The sequence below is a fragment of the Enterococcus sp. HMSC078F03 genome, assembly GCF_001811595.1.
In the GTDB taxonomy this organism is placed as follows: domain Bacteria; phylum Bacillota; class Bacilli; order Lactobacillales; family Enterococcaceae; genus Enterococcus; species Enterococcus faecalis.
Genome location: NZ_KV805602.1, coordinates 375,723 through 391,485 on the forward strand (window position 1 = coordinate 375,723; position 15,763 = coordinate 391,485).

At 36.5% G+C, this 15,763-nt stretch carries 12 protein-coding genes; 11 read left to right on the forward strand and 1 reads right to left on the reverse strand.

The features are described 5' to 3' along the window. The first annotated feature begins 337 nt into the window (after positions 1–337). The gene (locus tag HMPREF2810_RS14460) at positions 338–1,171 is read left to right on the forward strand and encodes a hypothetical protein (RefSeq protein WP_002384274.1); all 834 of its coding nucleotides are present in this window, start codon (positions 338–340) and stop codon (positions 1,169–1,171) included. 40 nt (positions 1,172–1,211) lie between these two features. Here the strand turns inward: HMPREF2810_RS14460 and HMPREF2810_RS14465 are convergent, their stop codons facing one another. Beyond that, complete coding sequence (locus tag HMPREF2810_RS14465; protein WP_002356832.1) at positions 1,212–2,273, reverse strand: LacI family DNA-binding transcriptional regulator; 1,062 nt, start codon at positions 2,271–2,273, stop codon at positions 1,212–1,214. Positions 2,274–2,449: 176 nt separating this feature from the next. Between HMPREF2810_RS14465 and HMPREF2810_RS14470 the strand changes: the two genes are divergently transcribed. From HMPREF2810_RS14470 to trpS, 10 genes are all read left to right on the forward strand, one after another. Next, positions 2,450–2,836, forward strand: coding sequence for a single stranded DNA-binding domain-containing protein (locus HMPREF2810_RS14470; RefSeq protein ID WP_002356835.1), 387 nt, complete (start codon positions 2,450–2,452; stop codon positions 2,834–2,836). Next, a complete protein-coding gene (locus HMPREF2810_RS14475; protein ID WP_002359866.1) occupies positions 2,817–4,616 on the forward strand; it encodes a DUF2264 domain-containing protein in 1,800 nt (599 codons plus the stop codon). Before HMPREF2810_RS14470 ends, HMPREF2810_RS14475 begins: the two co-directional genes overlap by 20 nt. A gap of 15 nt (positions 4,617–4,631) precedes the next feature. Beyond that, positions 4,632–5,774, forward strand: a complete 1,143-nt coding sequence (locus HMPREF2810_RS14480; protein ID WP_002356837.1) for a glycoside hydrolase family 88 protein — start codon at positions 4,632–4,634, stop codon at positions 5,772–5,774. 49 nt (positions 5,775–5,823) lie between these two features. Then, positions 5,824–7,101: an ABC transporter substrate-binding protein gene (locus HMPREF2810_RS14485; RefSeq protein WP_002384276.1), complete on the forward strand. Its 1,278-nt coding sequence runs from the start codon at positions 5,824–5,826 to the stop codon at positions 7,099–7,101. A gap of 150 nt (positions 7,102–7,251) precedes the next feature. Continuing rightward, the gene (locus HMPREF2810_RS14490) at positions 7,252–8,154 is read left to right on the forward strand and encodes a carbohydrate ABC transporter permease (RefSeq protein WP_002356840.1); all 903 of its coding nucleotides are present in this window, start codon (positions 7,252–7,254) and stop codon (positions 8,152–8,154) included. Further along, a complete protein-coding gene (locus tag HMPREF2810_RS14495; protein ID WP_002383582.1) occupies positions 8,127–9,044 on the forward strand; it encodes a carbohydrate ABC transporter permease in 918 nt (305 codons plus the stop codon). Before HMPREF2810_RS14490 ends, HMPREF2810_RS14495 begins: the two co-directional genes overlap by 28 nt. A 12-nt stretch (positions 9,045–9,056) precedes the next feature. Continuing rightward, positions 9,057–9,728, forward strand: coding sequence for a YesL family protein (locus HMPREF2810_RS14500; protein WP_002384277.1), 672 nt, complete (start codon positions 9,057–9,059; stop codon positions 9,726–9,728). Positions 9,729–9,828: 100 nt separating this feature from the next. Continuing rightward, on the forward strand, positions 9,829–10,797 hold the full coding sequence (locus tag HMPREF2810_RS14505; protein ID WP_002384278.1) for a hypothetical protein: 969 nt from the start codon (positions 9,829–9,831) through the stop codon (positions 10,795–10,797). A 10-nt stretch (positions 10,798–10,807) separates the two neighbouring features. Continuing rightward, on the forward strand, positions 10,808–14,587 hold the full coding sequence (locus HMPREF2810_RS14510; RefSeq protein WP_002384279.1) for an Ig-like domain-containing protein: 3,780 nt from the start codon (positions 10,808–10,810) through the stop codon (positions 14,585–14,587). A 161-nt stretch (positions 14,588–14,748) separates the two neighbouring features. Continuing rightward, entirely contained in the window at positions 14,749–15,753 is a 1,005-nt protein-coding gene (gene trpS / locus HMPREF2810_RS14515; RefSeq protein WP_002356846.1) for a tryptophan--tRNA ligase, read from the forward strand. The last annotated feature ends 10 nt before the right edge of the window (positions 15,754–15,763 follow it).

Sequence of the window (15,763 nt, forward strand, 5' to 3'; positions counted from 1 at the left end):
GAGTCTTGTAGGGCTAAGAGAAAGTAGCTAAGTATATACGAAAGCAAGGAGCAGAAAATCGAGTAAGGATAGCAAAAAAAGAATGTAAGATAGTCTGCATTTTAAAAGTTCTCGTTAAGGGAGGTGCAAGTAATGAGTCTTTCTGAGGTTACTGAAAATCTGCCAGGTTTACAGGTGAATATTTATTGTGTTCAAAAAGAGCAGAATCAAAATCTTACGTCTTATAGTGAGTACCAAATACTTTTATAGAAATAAAGCTAAAGTTATTATTTTAGTAAAAAAATAGATTAATTTACTAAAATAATATATAATAAAGGTAAAATTAGGAGGGAAGCATATGACGTGTATTTCATTATCGATTTTAAATCAAGAACAAGAAATTAGAAAAGCTAAGATAGATGATTCAGATTCTTTGAAAGAGTTAACTATTACAGGAAAAGATTTTGTTTGTTTAGCTGCTCGGGATTGTCAATTACAAGACGGCGATGTGATTCAAGTTTGTTTAGATACGCCCAATACTTATTTAATGGTGAAGTTAGATGCTACGCTTGATAGCAGTTTAATTTATGTTCCAGAACAAAAATGGACGTTTCCAATCATAAAAAATGAAAACGTTATCGAAGCGCGAGCAGCGTATCGTTTTGAAACCAAGAAACCTTATATAAGTGTGCGTATTGCCACTAAAGAAGAAATTAAGAGTTATCGTAATTGGGCGTTAAATCCACATGATTTACAACATTTTACTGGTGCGTATCCTCATGCATCTGCCAACGTGGAAACGCGAAATGATGCCACTTTTTTTGCTTGCAATGCGATTGACGGTACCTTTGCTAATCTTTATCATGGGCCGTATCCTTATCAATCATGGGGGATTAATCAGCAATTAGATGCCGCATTAAAAATTGAATTTGGGCGTGAAGTCTTGTTGGATAAAGTGATCTTAACATTACGAGCGGACTTTCCTCATGATAATTATTGGCAACAAGTGACTTTAAAATTTTCCGACGGTACACATGAAGTTTTTAAAACTGTTAAGACTGAGCAACGCCAGAGCTTTACCTTTGCGAAACGGGCAGCGGAGTGGGTGATACTAACAGAGTTAATTCAAGCAGATGAACCATCACCATTTCCAGCATTAACACAAATTGAATTATTTGGTCAAAACAAATAAAAAATAAGGACGGTTCCTTTATAGGAGCGGTCCTTATTTTTTATTTCTGGCGTGGGCTAGTTGTCGATTGGCGGACAACCAATTCTGTGTTTAACAGGACTCTACGAGGAATGCTAGGCATTTGAATTCGTTTGTGCAATAAATTAATGCCTGTCTCGCCCATTTCTTCAGTAAAGGCATGGACAGAGGATAGCGGCGGTGAGACATATTGAGAAATAGAGATATCATTGATCCCCATGACACTAATTTCTTCAGGAACCTTTATACCGTGTGCGGCTAACGTATGTATCACACCGATTGCAAAGGCGTCATTATAAGCAAGAATCGCAGTAGGTAAATCATTTCCCCATTTTTCTAACGCTTCTTCTGTCAATTGTTCCCCCGTTTTGACATCCAACATGCCATTTTCTTTTAAGATAAAATAATCTTCGTTAAACAAGTGATAATGCTGCATAATGTCAAGATAAGCGTTGGTTGTCGGTGTTTTATAGCGACGGAAACCATACATATTTTCGCTTTCTTCGGCACCAATAAAGGCAATTTTTTCGTGGCCCAATTCCAAAAGATGGGTTAAGGCAATCTCGGTTGCTTGATAAAAATCAGTATTTACAGAATCAAATTCTTCCAGTGGGAAATTACTGCCAATTACACAAAGGTTTGGATGCAGTTGCTGCAACTCTTGTAACGTCTTTTGGGTGAATTTGCCAATTGCCAAAATGCCATCAATCCCTTGAAGGTTATGTTGTTCCAATTGAGAAACTTTTAGAATATTGTAACCTAACTCTTCGGCCCGCTTTTCAGCGCCTAAACGAATCGACATATAGTAAATATCCGTTAGTTCTTCGTCATCTGAACGCCACTGAACGACGGCAATCGAAGGCTCTTGCGGAGCTGTTTGTACGGAAAGGTTAGGTGTCAGTTGCTCCTGCTGTTTGTTTTTATTTTTAGTTTTATATTTCGTATAATTCAGGGTTTCTGCTGCTTCAAAAATTTTTCGCTTGGTTTCCTCTGTAACGGATAAGTTTGGATCATAGTTCAGAACTCGCGATACAGTTGAAATTGAAACATTCGCGACTTTTGCGATATCTGTGATAGTTGCCATTCTAAATGCCTCCTTCTCAAGTACTATTATAGCATATAGTATATTTCTTTTTAGTAAAAAAAAGCAAGAAAAAGCTTTTTTTTACTTTTTTTTAGCAAAAACTATTGATTTTTTGACTAAAAAAATATACTATAAAGTCAAAGAAAGCGCTTTAATTAAATGGAGAAGGTGGTTTAGTGAAAAGATTTTCACTTTTTTTACTAATTTTACTTGCTTTAACAGGTTGTAAATCCGGTGAAAAAGAATTTGATGAAGAATCTCTTCAAAATCTAAAGGAAACGGCACAGTCTTATTCAGAAACAGAATTACAAAATGGTGACGTTCGTTTAAATGAATATATTTCTTTGAAAGGGGAGATTGTTGAGAGTGACAGTCGTTCCAGTTTAATAAAAAAAGGTGATCGTTTTATTTTGAAAAGTGGTTCTAGTAAATATCAAGTTTTTAATGAGCAAAAGAAAAAATTGAAGATTGGTGACGAAGTGACAGTTTACGGAGAATATTACGGCTTTTTGAAAGGGACATTAATTGAAAGTGAGGAGAATCATGATTCAGCCACGAATTAGACAGAATCCTTTTGAAACATACGAAGAAGTTGCAGAAGGATTTGAAGATTTATTAGCGCCACTGGAATTGTTTTTTGATCGAGAGTATCAAGGTCATCTGGATTTAGGGACACACGGAACGGTTTATTCTAAAGGGACACGTGATGCGGAGGCATTTTTACGACCATTATGGGGACTAGGTCCTTATGTAACACAAAATGAAAGTGAGTATTTGAATGACTTTCTAACTGGAATTATCGAAGGAACCGATCCTGAGAGTTCATCTTATTGGGGAAAAACAAAAGATTATGATCAATTGATTGTTGAGATGGCAGCATTAAGTACATTTCTTTTGTTAAACAAAGAAAAAACGTGGGACCAATTAACAAAAGAACAGCAAAACAATTTACACAGTTGGCTGATACAAGCCAATGAAAACATTATTCCGCCAAATAATTGGCATTTCTTTAGAGTGTTGCTGAATTTAGCGATGAAACATTGTGAAATGCCGTATTCAAAAGAACAGATCGCTGTTGATTTGGCTGTAATTGATCGTTTTTATGTCGGTAATGGTTGGTATTATGACGGAGTCGAGACACAAGTTGATTATTATGTTTCTTTCGCTATTCATTATTATAGTTTATTGTATTGTCGTTTTGCCCCGGAAGATACCGCAAGAGTGGCTATTATGAAGGAACGAGCAACTTTGTTCGCGCAAGAGTTTAAGTATTGGTTTACTCAGCCAGGAGAAGCGATTCCCTTTGGACGTAGCTTAACGTATCGTTTTGCTCAAGTGTCATTTTTTAGTGCCTTAGTTTTTGCAGATGTTGAAGCATTGCCGTGGGGTGAGATTAAAGGTCTAATCAGCCGACATCTTCATCAATGGATGAACAAAGATATTTTTACAACAGATGGATTATTGTCGGTAGGTTATGATTATCAAAATATGGTCTTTGCCGAAGGCTATAATGGTCCTGGTTCGCCTTATTGGGCTTTTAAAACATTTATTTTGTTAGCGGTTCCAAAAGATCATCCTTATTGGCAAGCAGAAACACAGCCTATTAGTTTTCCAGAAAAACACTTACCTTCACCAGAAAGTCGGAACTACTATCAAGTAAATGATGCAGGGACACATGGTTTAATGTTTCCAGCGGGACAATTTATTAATTATCAAGCTCATGCGCATGATAAATATAGTAAATTTGTTTATTCTTCCCATTTTGGTTTCAGTACTATAAAGAGTGATTATTGGTATTACGAAGGTGCTTATGATAATTGCTTGGCTTTAGCTGAAGACGACCATTATTTCCGCACGAAAGGATTAGATGATCAGTACGAAATTCTTGATGATCGTATCATTCATCAATGGCATCCTTGGTCCGATGTAGCAATCAAAACGACAATTGTACCATTAGAAGGCCAACATTTACGGATCCACGAAATTGAGACACAACGTGCATTAGTGGCTTATGAAGGTGGCTTCTCAATCCCGCTCTTCGATGAAAAGGTCACTTGTGTTTCTGATCAAATGGCTGAGGTAAAAAATGCAAAAGGTGTGTCAAAAGTAGAAAATATCAACGGTTTTTCTGAAGCTGCGATTATTCGGACAGAACCGAATACAAATTTACTTTATCCGTTAACGGAGTTGCCATATTTGAAAGCAAACTTGTCGAAAGGGAAACATCTTTTAATTTCATTGGTGACAGGCGTACTACCGAATGAGCAAATTGAGCCAGTTAAAGTTAGGTTAAAAGAAAATCAGCTTTTAGTTGAAGAAAAAGTTGTAATTTTGGGGAATTAGGGGGAAAAATACACAATGACAGAAAATGGACAGATTGAGTGGTTACCGAAGCAAATCAGTTTTGCTTTAAACAAAGTTCGAGGAAATTTAGAGACATTTAAAGAATTAGTTCCACCCGCGGCAAGTTTAAATCAAATTTATTATCCTGAAGAAAATATTGATTGGACGGCCAGCTTTTGGCCAGGAATGTTATTTTTAGCAAAGGAATTAACAAATTCAACAGAGTTCGATGAAGTGATTACCACACAGATGGCTTCTTTTCAACATCGCTTGGATGAACAAATTGAGCTGGAAACACATGATATAGGCTTTTTGTATATTTTAACAGCCATTGCCGATTATCAAGTCAATGGTCATGAGGCCTCAAAAGAAATGGCCTTGCAAGCTGCGGACTTATTAATGAAACGTTATTCACCAAAAGCCAAGATTATTCAAGCTTGGGGGAATTTAGACGATCCAGAGCAACGAGGTAGAATGATTATTGATTGTTTAATGAACTTACCATTATTATACTTTGCAGCAAAAATGACTGGCAAGCAAGAGTATTATGAAGCTGCCTACAATCATGCGAAACAAACACAAAAATATATTGTGCGAGAAAATCACACCACGTTCCATACGTATTATTTTGATACGGAAACAGGCGAAGCCTTGTACGGAAAGACACAGCAAGGATATTCAGATGATTCTTGTTGGGCTCGCGGCCAAGCCTGGGGAATTTACGGCTTTACGTTAAGTTATTTATATACAGGAGATAGTAGTTTTCTGGAAACAGCCAAAAATGTTGCTGATTACTTTATTCAAGAATTACCAGAAGACAAAATCTGTTACTGGGATTTAATTTTCAATGAAGGGAGTGAAGAAGAACGTGATAGCTCATCTGCTGCAATTGCTGCATGTGGCTTACTAGAATTATCTCGTCAGCTTCCATTAAATGATGAAAAACATGGCTATTATGAAAAGGTTGCGCTAGAACTATTACAAGCATTAGCGGAAAAGTATACAACGGTTTTACGACCAGAGTCGAACGGCCTATTGCTTCATGGTGTCTATGATAAAAAAACAAATACAGGAGTCGATGAATGCATGATTTGGGGCGACTACTTTTATTTGGAAGCGTTAACTCGTTTGGCGAAAAGCTGGTATTCTTTTTGGTAATTCATGGAGGAAAACTCCTAAAAAATAATAAATAGCGGAGGTAGTACAAATGAAATTTTGGAAAAAAGGCTTAACAGCGGCAGCGTTGTTAGCGGTGACGGCAGTAACTTTAACAGCATGTGGTGGTTCAAGTGAAAAGAAAGCAACTGAAAAGAGTGAAGATGGCAAAACAAAATTAACAGTAACTACTTGGAATTATGACACGACCCCAGAATTTGAGAAATTATTCAGAGCTTTTGAAGCGGAAAATCCTGATATCACTATTGAACCGGTGGACATTGCTTCAGATGATTATGACACAAAAGTAACAACGATGCTTTCATCAGGAGATACGACAGATATTTTAACTATGAAAAACTTACTTTCATATTCTAATTACGCGCTACGCAATCAATTGGTGGATTTAACCGATCACGTTAAAGATTTAGATATCGCACCTGCCAAAGCAAGTTACGAGATGTATGAAATCGATGGTAAAACCTATGCTCAGCCTTACCGTACAGATTTCTGGGTATTGTATTACAATAAAAAAATGTTTGATGAAGCCGGAATTGCCTATCCCGATAACTTAACTTGGGACGAATATGAAGCGTTAGCGAAAAAATTATCTAAACCAGAAGAACAAGTATATGGTGCCTATCAACATACTTGGCGCTCAACCGTTCAAGCGATTGCTGCTGCTCAAAATAATGCCAATTTGATTGAACCGAAATACAATTATATGGAAACTTATTATGATCGCGCATTGAGAATGCAAAAAGATCAATCACAAATGGATTTTGGAACAGCAAAATCAACAAAAGTAACGTATCAATCACAATTTGAAAATTCAAAAGCGGCGATGATGTACATGGGTAGCTGGTACATGGGGACTTTATTAACCAACATTGATGATGGCAAAACAAATGTCGAATGGGGGATTGCCGAAATACCACAACAAGAAAAAGGTAAAGCAACTACCTTTGGCTCACCGACAAGTTTTGCAATTAATAAAAACAGTAAAAAACAAAAAGCTGCTCAAAAATTCTTAGACTTTGCTTCAGGTAAAGAAGGTGCAAAACTTTTAGCAGAAGTAGGGGTGGTTCCTTCTTATAAAACAGATGAAATTGATAAAATCTACTTTGCAAGAAAAGGAATGCCTTCAGATGAAGTCTCACAAAAAGCCTTTAACCCAGATACAATTAATTTAGAATTCCCATCTGATAAAAACGGTGCCGCAATTGATAAAGTATTACAAGAAGAACATGATTTAATTATGGTCGGCGACGAAAAACCAAAAGATGGTATTGCTAACATGGAAAAACGTGTCAAAGCAGAGATAGACTAACTATTATTTCCTGCAAAAACACAAAAGATTGATGAAAAAAATAAGCTGAAATGAGTAACCTACAATGAATTTCAGCTTATTTTTTTAAATAAAGAATGTAGCTTGAGTTTGGAAGGAGGGCCTGTTAAGTTCACTTAACAGAATACAATTATGGAAATTACTTCAAAAACAAAAACAGCAAATAAATTGAGACGAAAAAATACGTGGACTGCGTTATCTTTTATCGCACCAAACTTTATTGGCTTTTTCCTCTTCACTTTAATCCCGGTTATCTGTTCACTGATTTTAGCTTTTATGAGTTGGGATTCTTTTTCAACTCCTGAATTTGTCGGAATGAAAAATTTCACCAAAATGATTCATGATGATACGTTTTGGATTTCGTTAAAACAAACATTTATCTATACGATTGGTGTTGTTCCGTTAACATTGATTTGCTCATTAGGACTAGCGATTTTGTTGAATCGTAAAATTAGAGGGATGAAATTTTTTAGAACGGCTTTTTTCTTTCCTTATGTAACGTCATTAGTTGCGATTGCGGTCGTTTGGAATATGCTATTTCATCCAACGATGGGACCAATTAATCAATTTTTGAAATTATTTATTGAAAATCCTCCTGGCTGGACATCTAGTTCTACTTGGGCTTTACCAGCAATTATCATCGTTAGTGTGTGGCGCTTTATGGGGTATTATATGATTTTGTATTTAGCTGGTTTACAAAGTGTGCCAAGAGAATTATATGAAGCAGCGTCAATGGATGGCGCGGGTAAATGGAATCAATTTTTAAATGTTACCTTACCTTCATTACGACCAACGACCTTTTTCGTGACTATCATGCTTGTAATTAACTGTTTCAAAGTTTTTGACTTAGTTCAAGTTATGACTGGTGGTGGACCAGGACGTGCAACGAATGTGTTAGTTTATGAAATTTACAATGAAGCCTTTGTCAAATTTAATTTTGGTTATGCATCAGCCATTGCGATGGTCTTATTCATCATCGTTCTAGCGATTACTGTGGCTCAATTTAAATGGAATCAACATCAAGAGAAAGTTTAGGAGGAGAAAAGATGGAAGCAACTTTTTCAAAAAAAGAAAATACTCGAAAAGCAAAAACGAAAAAAGCAGAAAAAGTCACACCTGGTGGGATCCTTGTAATCATTCTCTTAACTTTACTTGCGTTAATTACTTTGGTGCCTTTCATTTGGATGGTTTCAGCATCATTTAAAACAAACAATGAAGTTTTCACCATTCCAATTCAATGGATTCCTAAAAGTTGGCATCCAGAAAACTATTCCGTTATTTGGGAACGCATTCCATTGTTAACTTTCTTTAAAAATACGTTATTTTTAAGTATTGTGATTACGATTATTCAACTATTTACTTCAAGTTTTGCAGCATATGGCTTTTCAAAAATGAATTTTAGAGGAAGAGATACACTTTTTATTACGTACATCGCAACAATTGCTATTCCTTGGCAATCGTATATGATTCCACAATTTATTATGATGCGTCAATTAGGTTTGACTGACACGTTATGGTCACTTGTTTTATTACAAGCATTTAATGCATTTGGAGTCTTTTTACTGAAACAATATTACAGTAGTATTCCAGATTCACTATGTGAAAGTGCGCGGATTGATGGGTTAAGTGAGTGGGGAATTTATTGGAAAATTATTTTACCATTAACCAAACCAGCTTTAGCCAGTCTCACGATTATTACTTTTGTGAATACATGGAATGACTATATGGGACCTTTCATTTATTTATCTTCTACTGAGAATAAAACGATTCAGTTAGGTTTGAAAATGTTCGTCGGTTTATTTGATGCTGAATATGCCTTAATCATGGCCGCATCAGTGGTTTCTATTTTACCAGTAGGGATTGTCTTTTTAGCAATGCAAAAATACTTTGTTGAAGGTATTGCTACATCTGGAATGAAGAATTAGGAGGAAGTTTGAATGTTTACTAAGCAAACCTTTGATAATAATATTTATATGAAAATTTTTCGCTGGCTTTACATTTTATTTATCGGTAATCTAGGGCTTCTCTTAGTGAACATTCCTTTTTTCATAGCGGTGATTAGCTTAGACATTGATCCACGAAACCTCCCACTTTTTGTAGTAACGTTGTTGCCGATAGGGGCAGGGATGATTGCACTTTTAGGCTTAATCGATACTTTTAAAGAAGAAAAGGAGCTGGATCCATTTAAAACTTTTTTCCAAAAGTTTCGTCAGTTTGGGTTAAGAGGCTTTCTTATCAGCTTGCTAGGCTTAGGAAGTAGCATCATCAGTGTGACAGATATATTCTTTTTTGCCAAAACAACGATTGGTAAATGGTTTATTCCATTGATGGTCCTTCTGCTAATTTTTGGGTTAGCTATTATGCTGAATGCTTGGTATTTTCAAGTACGAAACCCGCAAGCTTCTTTTAAAGATGTGTTTCGGATTTCAATTTACTATGGACTGCGGAAATGGTATGTCAGCTGTCTAAATGTTTTTTTACTATTCTCAATGTTTGCAATGATGTTTTTGAAGCCACAGTTTGGGTTTGTTGTAACCCCTGTCCTTTTCCTAGGGATTATTTATTTAAATACTGGGAAATTGCATGAAAAGCAAAAAAAGAATAAATAATTTTTACATAATAAGTAATCTCGATTTTCAGGAAAATGAATGAAGGTGGGGTTGCTTATTTTGTTCTTGCCTTGTTTATTAAAGTGGAGGGAGCGAACGAATGAAGAAAAAAATAATTATTTTAAGTAGCTTTTTGATAGGTGCTATTTTTGTGCTCGTTATTTTTACTACCAGCCAGCAAAGTATGATTAATAACGAAGCAATCCAAGTCGAAGAATTAATTGTTTATGGCGATAAAAATATGAATCGTGTAGCGAAGCAATTCTCTGATCAGAATAATTTAACTTCGTTTGGGAAAAATTTCTGGCGCAAAACGTATAACGGAAAATCACCCACTCAGGAACTACTGAAGGTTGCAACGGAGGATTTAGTACAACATAAAATGATTAAACAGCTGGCAACGGAGTTAGAAATAGCCCACTCACAAACATTTGGGCAAGAAAAAAAAGAATGGCAAGACCAAAAGAGCAGTTTAACGCTCTGGCAATTTTTAGATGCAAAAGATCAACAATTACAGGACCAAATAAAAGAGAAATTAATGGAGAAAGAAAAGCCAACGCAAAAAGAATTGCGGCAGGCCTTTGAGCAATTGGATGATAAATATAAAAAGACCGATTACTTTGTTGAAGCAATTGAAATTCCAACTTTTTCAGGTAAGCAAGCAGAATTAGAAAAAATAGCCGAAGCAATCTCTCCGAATCTATCTTATGAGGAGACGTTATTGGAGTGGCAAAATAAATTACCTAATCTTGTTATTGAATCGTATCAATTGAAGAGTGCAGAAATCCAAAAAGAGGATATTTATTCGTTGTCTGTTGGGGAGATTCTTAGTGAAAAAGCTGTTGGTACCGTGGTGAAAGGATACCACGAAAACCAATACTTTTATATTTTTAATAAGGAAGGAGGGCAACTTTTACAGTTTGAAGAAGCACCACAATTTGGCAAAAATGCCTATATCAACACATGCTACAAAGAGAAATTAGCTACGTATCAACAAGCAACCAAAGTAGACTTGTTGGAGAAAGACAGAGAAAAGTTTTTTCAAAATTATCAAAATAAAAACAGTTAAGGAGCAGAAAATGAGAAAAAAAGCGTATTTTAAAAGTGTAACCATCTTCCTTTCTATTTTACTTGTTTTTTCCCAGCTTCAATTATTTAGTCTTCCTGCTTATGGGGAAACAGTGAGTGATCAACCGTTACTTTTTCGTTCAGTAGGTGTCGCTCAAAATGGGACGACCTACTATGTGGATGGGGAAGGAGGAAATAATGCCAATGATGGGCAGTCTCCAGCCAGTGCTTGGCGTGATTTTGAAAAAGTGAATCAGACGGAGTTTCAGCCAGGCGACCATCTTCTGCTGAATGCGCAAAGTACCTGGAATAACCAATTGTTGCATCCAAAAGGGAATGGGACAGCGGCACAAAAGATTGTCATTGATTTTTATGATACGAATGACAAAGGAGAAACCATTTTTGAAACAACACGGCGTCCGATTATTAACGGTGGTGGCACCTACAGCACAGGGACTTTCAAACGTGCAATCTCAGGGGCTGTGCAGTTAGTGAACCAAGAATATTGGGATATTTCAAACTTAGAAGTGACAAATACACCAGAGCTAGATAATCTCGAAGGCTATAAGAAACCAGGAGATGCTCAAAGAGCGGGGATATTAGTCCTAGGATATGAACAAAATCGAACGTTCAATAGTGTCACGATAAGGAATAACTATGTTCATGATGTTCAAACAGAATATTATTTGAATCTAAGTGGGAATACTGCAACCAAACGATTAAAAGCGGTAGGTGGAATTATTGTTTTAGGAAGTTGGTTTGATGAGAATGGCAATGTAGTAACAGCAGCCAATGATCATCGAACAACGACTGGATTTAATGATATTTTGATTGAAAATAATGTGATTCAACGAGTGGGACTTGAAGGAATTCGAACAAAAGCTGATTCAGATACCTCAAGAGGCAACACTTTCTACAAAACGTTTTCTAATATTACGATTCGTAATAACTATTTAGAAGATATTGCTGGCGACGGAATTGTCTTGTCAGAATCCAAAAGTGGCGGTGTCGTCGAAGGAAATGTTGCTGTCCGAATGTGCAATGCCGATTATGGTACACAAAATTACGCGGGCGTTTGGGCAATGTCTGTAGATGACGGACTGTTCCAATATAACGAAGTATACGGAATCAAATATGGATTTAACGATGCCGAAGCTTATGATGTGGACATGCAGTCAAACAATGTTATTTATCAATATAACTATTCACATCATAATACTGGCGGCTTTTTATTGCTTATGTCTGATCAAAAAAATTCGGTTATTCGGTACAATATCTCAGCTAATGACGGCGGTGGTAACCGAGGAACAGGTAAAGACAATCCAGGCGGAGCTGGTGGCTACAATTATAAAGAACAAAGTATTTTCCATTATTGGGTGAAAAATGATGGAGCGGCAATGCCAACTATCCACAATAATACGATTTATGTTGGCGACGGCATTTCAACATCATTATTTGGTGAAGGAAATAGTTCTGACAACAGTGGTACAGTAGCCAATTTTTACAATAATATTTTATACAAAGAAGGTACCGGACAATTAAAATTCTTATCTAATTATCCAACAAATGGGACACAACCAATTGAACGTAAAATGGTCGATAATCCAGAAAAATATTTCAAAAATAATGTTATTTGGCCAAAAGAAATTGCTACAGAAAAAAGTGGTGCAACTGTTGAAAAATTAGTATCAAGTGGAAACATTTTTGAAAAACCACAATTAGAAATCACAGATAACCCTGAAAAAGTGAAAGAGTTGGCAGAGCAAGAATTTACGACATTGAAACCAACAAAAGATAATGTGGTTGAATTTACTTCTAAAGAACGCTTACGTCAGCGAGCACAAATGTTCCAGTTAAAAGAAACCTCTCCAGCGATTGGTAAAGGCTTGTCGGAAGTGAACAGTGCGGCCGAAGACTTCTTTGGAAATAGCTTGAAAAATAAAGTTTTAGATATTGGTGCGCAACAAGCATCCACAATTGAAAAAAGTATTCGTTATCAAAATCAAGTGTTAGAAATTAGTTCGGCAACAGGTGTGTATCCTAATTTGCCAGAGCAAGTTGAATTAACGTACGAAGAAGTCGTTAATGAAGAAGTGGTTGCGACAGGCAAAAAAGAATTTAAGTTACAATGGGAAGCAATCCCTCAAGAAAAAATTAATACAGCAGGCACAGTTGAAGTTGCAGCAACAGTTATCGGCTTACCGATAGATGCTGTCAAAGTAACAGCCAAGGTCTCTTTTGAGGGTGAACTTGGTGAAGGAAAAGATACCGTTAAACTAAAAACAGCTCAAACTGCCTATGTTCAAAAGAGTGATGGTAACCGAGCATACTCTGCTATAGCAGGCGGTACTGCTGCCATTAGTTCAGGAGACGCCTATAAATATCCTTATGGAGTAAACTATACGGGCAATTACGCATTAAAATTAAAAAATGCTAGTTCTGCGGGGTATAATCGCCGGATTTACGTTGAAATTGATACACAAGAATTGAAGAACTATCAATCACTAAAAAGTGCCAATTTAGAATTAAATGTGATGCGTTATGATGCGTGGAATGGTGCTGGAAATACAAATGATGAACGTTTGAAAAATACGCAGTTCCAAGTAGATGTTTATGGAACAGATACTAATTGGATGAGTAACACCATTACTTGGAACAATGGCCCAAATAATTTAAATGTACCAAATGAAGAATTTATTGCTCGACAATCTTTTACAAATAGTTCAATTATGAATAATCAAAATACAATCTCTATCGATATTAGTAACTATCTACGGAAGCTAATTCAAAGTGGTGAGAAAATTCCAGCCAAGTTAAGTTTCTTATTAGCGATTACAGACAGTCGTTTGCCTGGTTATGATTCTGATAATGCTGGGTTTGATGCTTTTTCAAAAGAAGGCGCACAAAAGGCCTATCAAGACTTTTTAGCAGGCAAATTGACCTTGCCAACTGGTCAACAGCTAACAGAGGATAGTTTAGCTCCTAAAATTGTTTTATCGAATGTTTTCGAAGTCAAACATGAGTCGATTGAGGTCACGACAGAAGCGGGTCAAGCCCCTAATCTACCAGAAAAAACAACTATTTTTTATTCGGATGGTTCACAACGAGAAGTGACTGTCAATTGGTCAGAAGTTCCAGCATCTTCTTATCAAAAAGAAGGAACATTCACTGTTGTAGGACGAGCAGCAGGTGTCTCAATGCCAATTATTGCCAATGTAAAAGTCACCGCTAAACATATTGTTGGATTCAAGGAATTGCCTACGCTGGATCGACTAACAGGCACCTCGCGAGGCGAACTGAATTTGCCAACTGAAGTAATTGCAAAATTAGATGATGGTAGCGAAACGAAATTGAAGGTTATTTCTTGGGATGACGATGTTAGTAATTATTCGCCAAGTAGCCCGCCAGGTACTTACCAGTTCCCTGCTGCAGTAGAAGAAAAAATAGGAATTGCGAATCCCGATGAACGAAAAATCTTCCAAGTCGTGCAAACTCATGCGATTCCTGAAAGAATTCAATTTGCTACAGAAACAGCCACTATAAAATCAGGCGAAAATTATCAAATTCAATCTAAAGTGATTGGTCAAGCGCCGCACACAGAAACGGATGCTTGGAGCTCGCAAGTAACGTATGAGTTGGTTACACCAGATGCTGGCAATACAGTAAGTGTAGATGAAAACGGTCTGATTAGGACAGAAGCAACGACTGCTGCAGGAAATTATCAAATCAAAGTAACAAGCAAAGTTTTACCGGTAGTGACTGCACAATTTTCAATTAAAGTCACAAAATAAACGAACTGTTTGAAGAGATTGGAACAAGAATTGCTGTACCTTGCAATCTTTCTAGTCTCTTCGATTATCTAGAATCAATAAATATTCTATTGCCTACTATTCATTCTTTTTAAAACAAGGTAAAATAATAAATGAAAGTAAACGATAAAGGTGTGTAGACAATGAATACTATCTTAACAGGTGATCGTCCAACTGGTAAATTGCACCTAGGACATTACGTAGGTTCCTTAAAAAAACGAGTAGAAATGCAAGCAGACCCTACAAATCAATTATTTGTCATGATTGCAGATTTACAAGCATTGACAGATAATGCAAAAAATCCCGAAAAAGTTTCAGCCAATGTTTTAGAAGTTGCTTTGGACTATTTAGCAGTTGGTTTAGACCCTACGAAAACAACAATTTTTATCCAATCGCAAATTCCACAGTTAGCTGAATTAACAATGTACTATCTAAATTTAGTGACCACGTCACGTGTTCGTCGGAATCCAACGGTCAAAGCAGAAATTGAGCAAAAAAAATTTGGGGAAGGTGTTCCGACAGGATTCTTTATTTATCCCGTTTCACAAGCTGCTGATATTACTGCCTTTCAAGCGAACTTAGTCCCAGTTGGGGAAGACCAAAAACCAATGTTGGAACAAGCGCAAGAAATTGTGCATAGTTTTAATCAGACGTACGGTGAAGTTTTAGTTAGACCGGAAGCTGTGTTACCACCAAAAGGCATGGGACGCTTGCCAGGAATTGATGGCAACGGAAAAATGAGTAAGTCTTTAGGCAATGGTATTTATCTTTCAGATCCAGCTGAAGTGGTACAGAAAAAAGTAATGAGTATGTATACCGATCCAAATCATATTCGTATAGAGGACCCAGGACAAGTTGAAGGAAATATGGTCTTTACTTACTTGGATGTCTTTGGGAAAGAGAAAGAATATATTGAAGAATTAAAAGAGCACTATCGTCATGGCGGTTTAGGAGATGTGAAAATTAAACGTTACTTAATTGATGTCCTAGAAGAAGAACTCGCACCGATTCGTCGACGTCGTGAAGAGCTGGCTAAAAATCCAGAAGCGATTATGGAAATGTTGCATAAAGGAAGTCTTGCTGCTGAAAAAGTGGCAGCACAAACCTTAACAGAAGTCAAAAAAGCGATGGGAATTCAATATTTCTAAGCAATAAAAG

Coding starts and splice junctions, on each gene's coding strand:
- HMPREF2810_RS14465 (WP_002356832.1), bottom strand. CDS start 2,273: ATGGCAACTATCACAGATATCGCAAAAGTCGCGAATGTTTCAATTTCA.
- HMPREF2810_RS14495 (WP_002383582.1), top strand. CDS start 8,127: ATGGAATCAACATCAAGAGAAAGTTTAGGAGGAGAAAAGATGGAAGCA.
- HMPREF2810_RS14485 (WP_002384276.1), top strand. CDS start 5,824: ATGAAATTTTGGAAAAAAGGCTTAACAGCGGCAGCGTTGTTAGCGGTG.
- HMPREF2810_RS14490 (WP_002356840.1), top strand. CDS start 7,252: ATGGAAATTACTTCAAAAACAAAAACAGCAAATAAATTGAGACGAAAA.
- HMPREF2810_RS14480 (WP_002356837.1), top strand. CDS start 4,632: ATGACAGAAAATGGACAGATTGAGTGGTTACCGAAGCAAATCAGTTTT.
- HMPREF2810_RS14460 (WP_002384274.1), top strand. CDS start 338: ATGACGTGTATTTCATTATCGATTTTAAATCAAGAACAAGAAATTAGA.
- HMPREF2810_RS14510 (WP_002384279.1), top strand. CDS start 10,808: ATGAGAAAAAAAGCGTATTTTAAAAGTGTAACCATCTTCCTTTCTATT.
- HMPREF2810_RS14500 (WP_002384277.1), top strand. CDS start 9,057: ATGTTTACTAAGCAAACCTTTGATAATAATATTTATATGAAAATTTTT.
- trpS (WP_002356846.1), top strand. CDS start 14,749: ATGAATACTATCTTAACAGGTGATCGTCCAACTGGTAAATTGCACCTA.
- HMPREF2810_RS14475 (WP_002359866.1), top strand. CDS start 2,817: ATGATTCAGCCACGAATTAGACAGAATCCTTTTGAAACATACGAAGAA.
- HMPREF2810_RS14505 (WP_002384278.1), top strand. CDS start 9,829: ATGAAGAAAAAAATAATTATTTTAAGTAGCTTTTTGATAGGTGCTATT.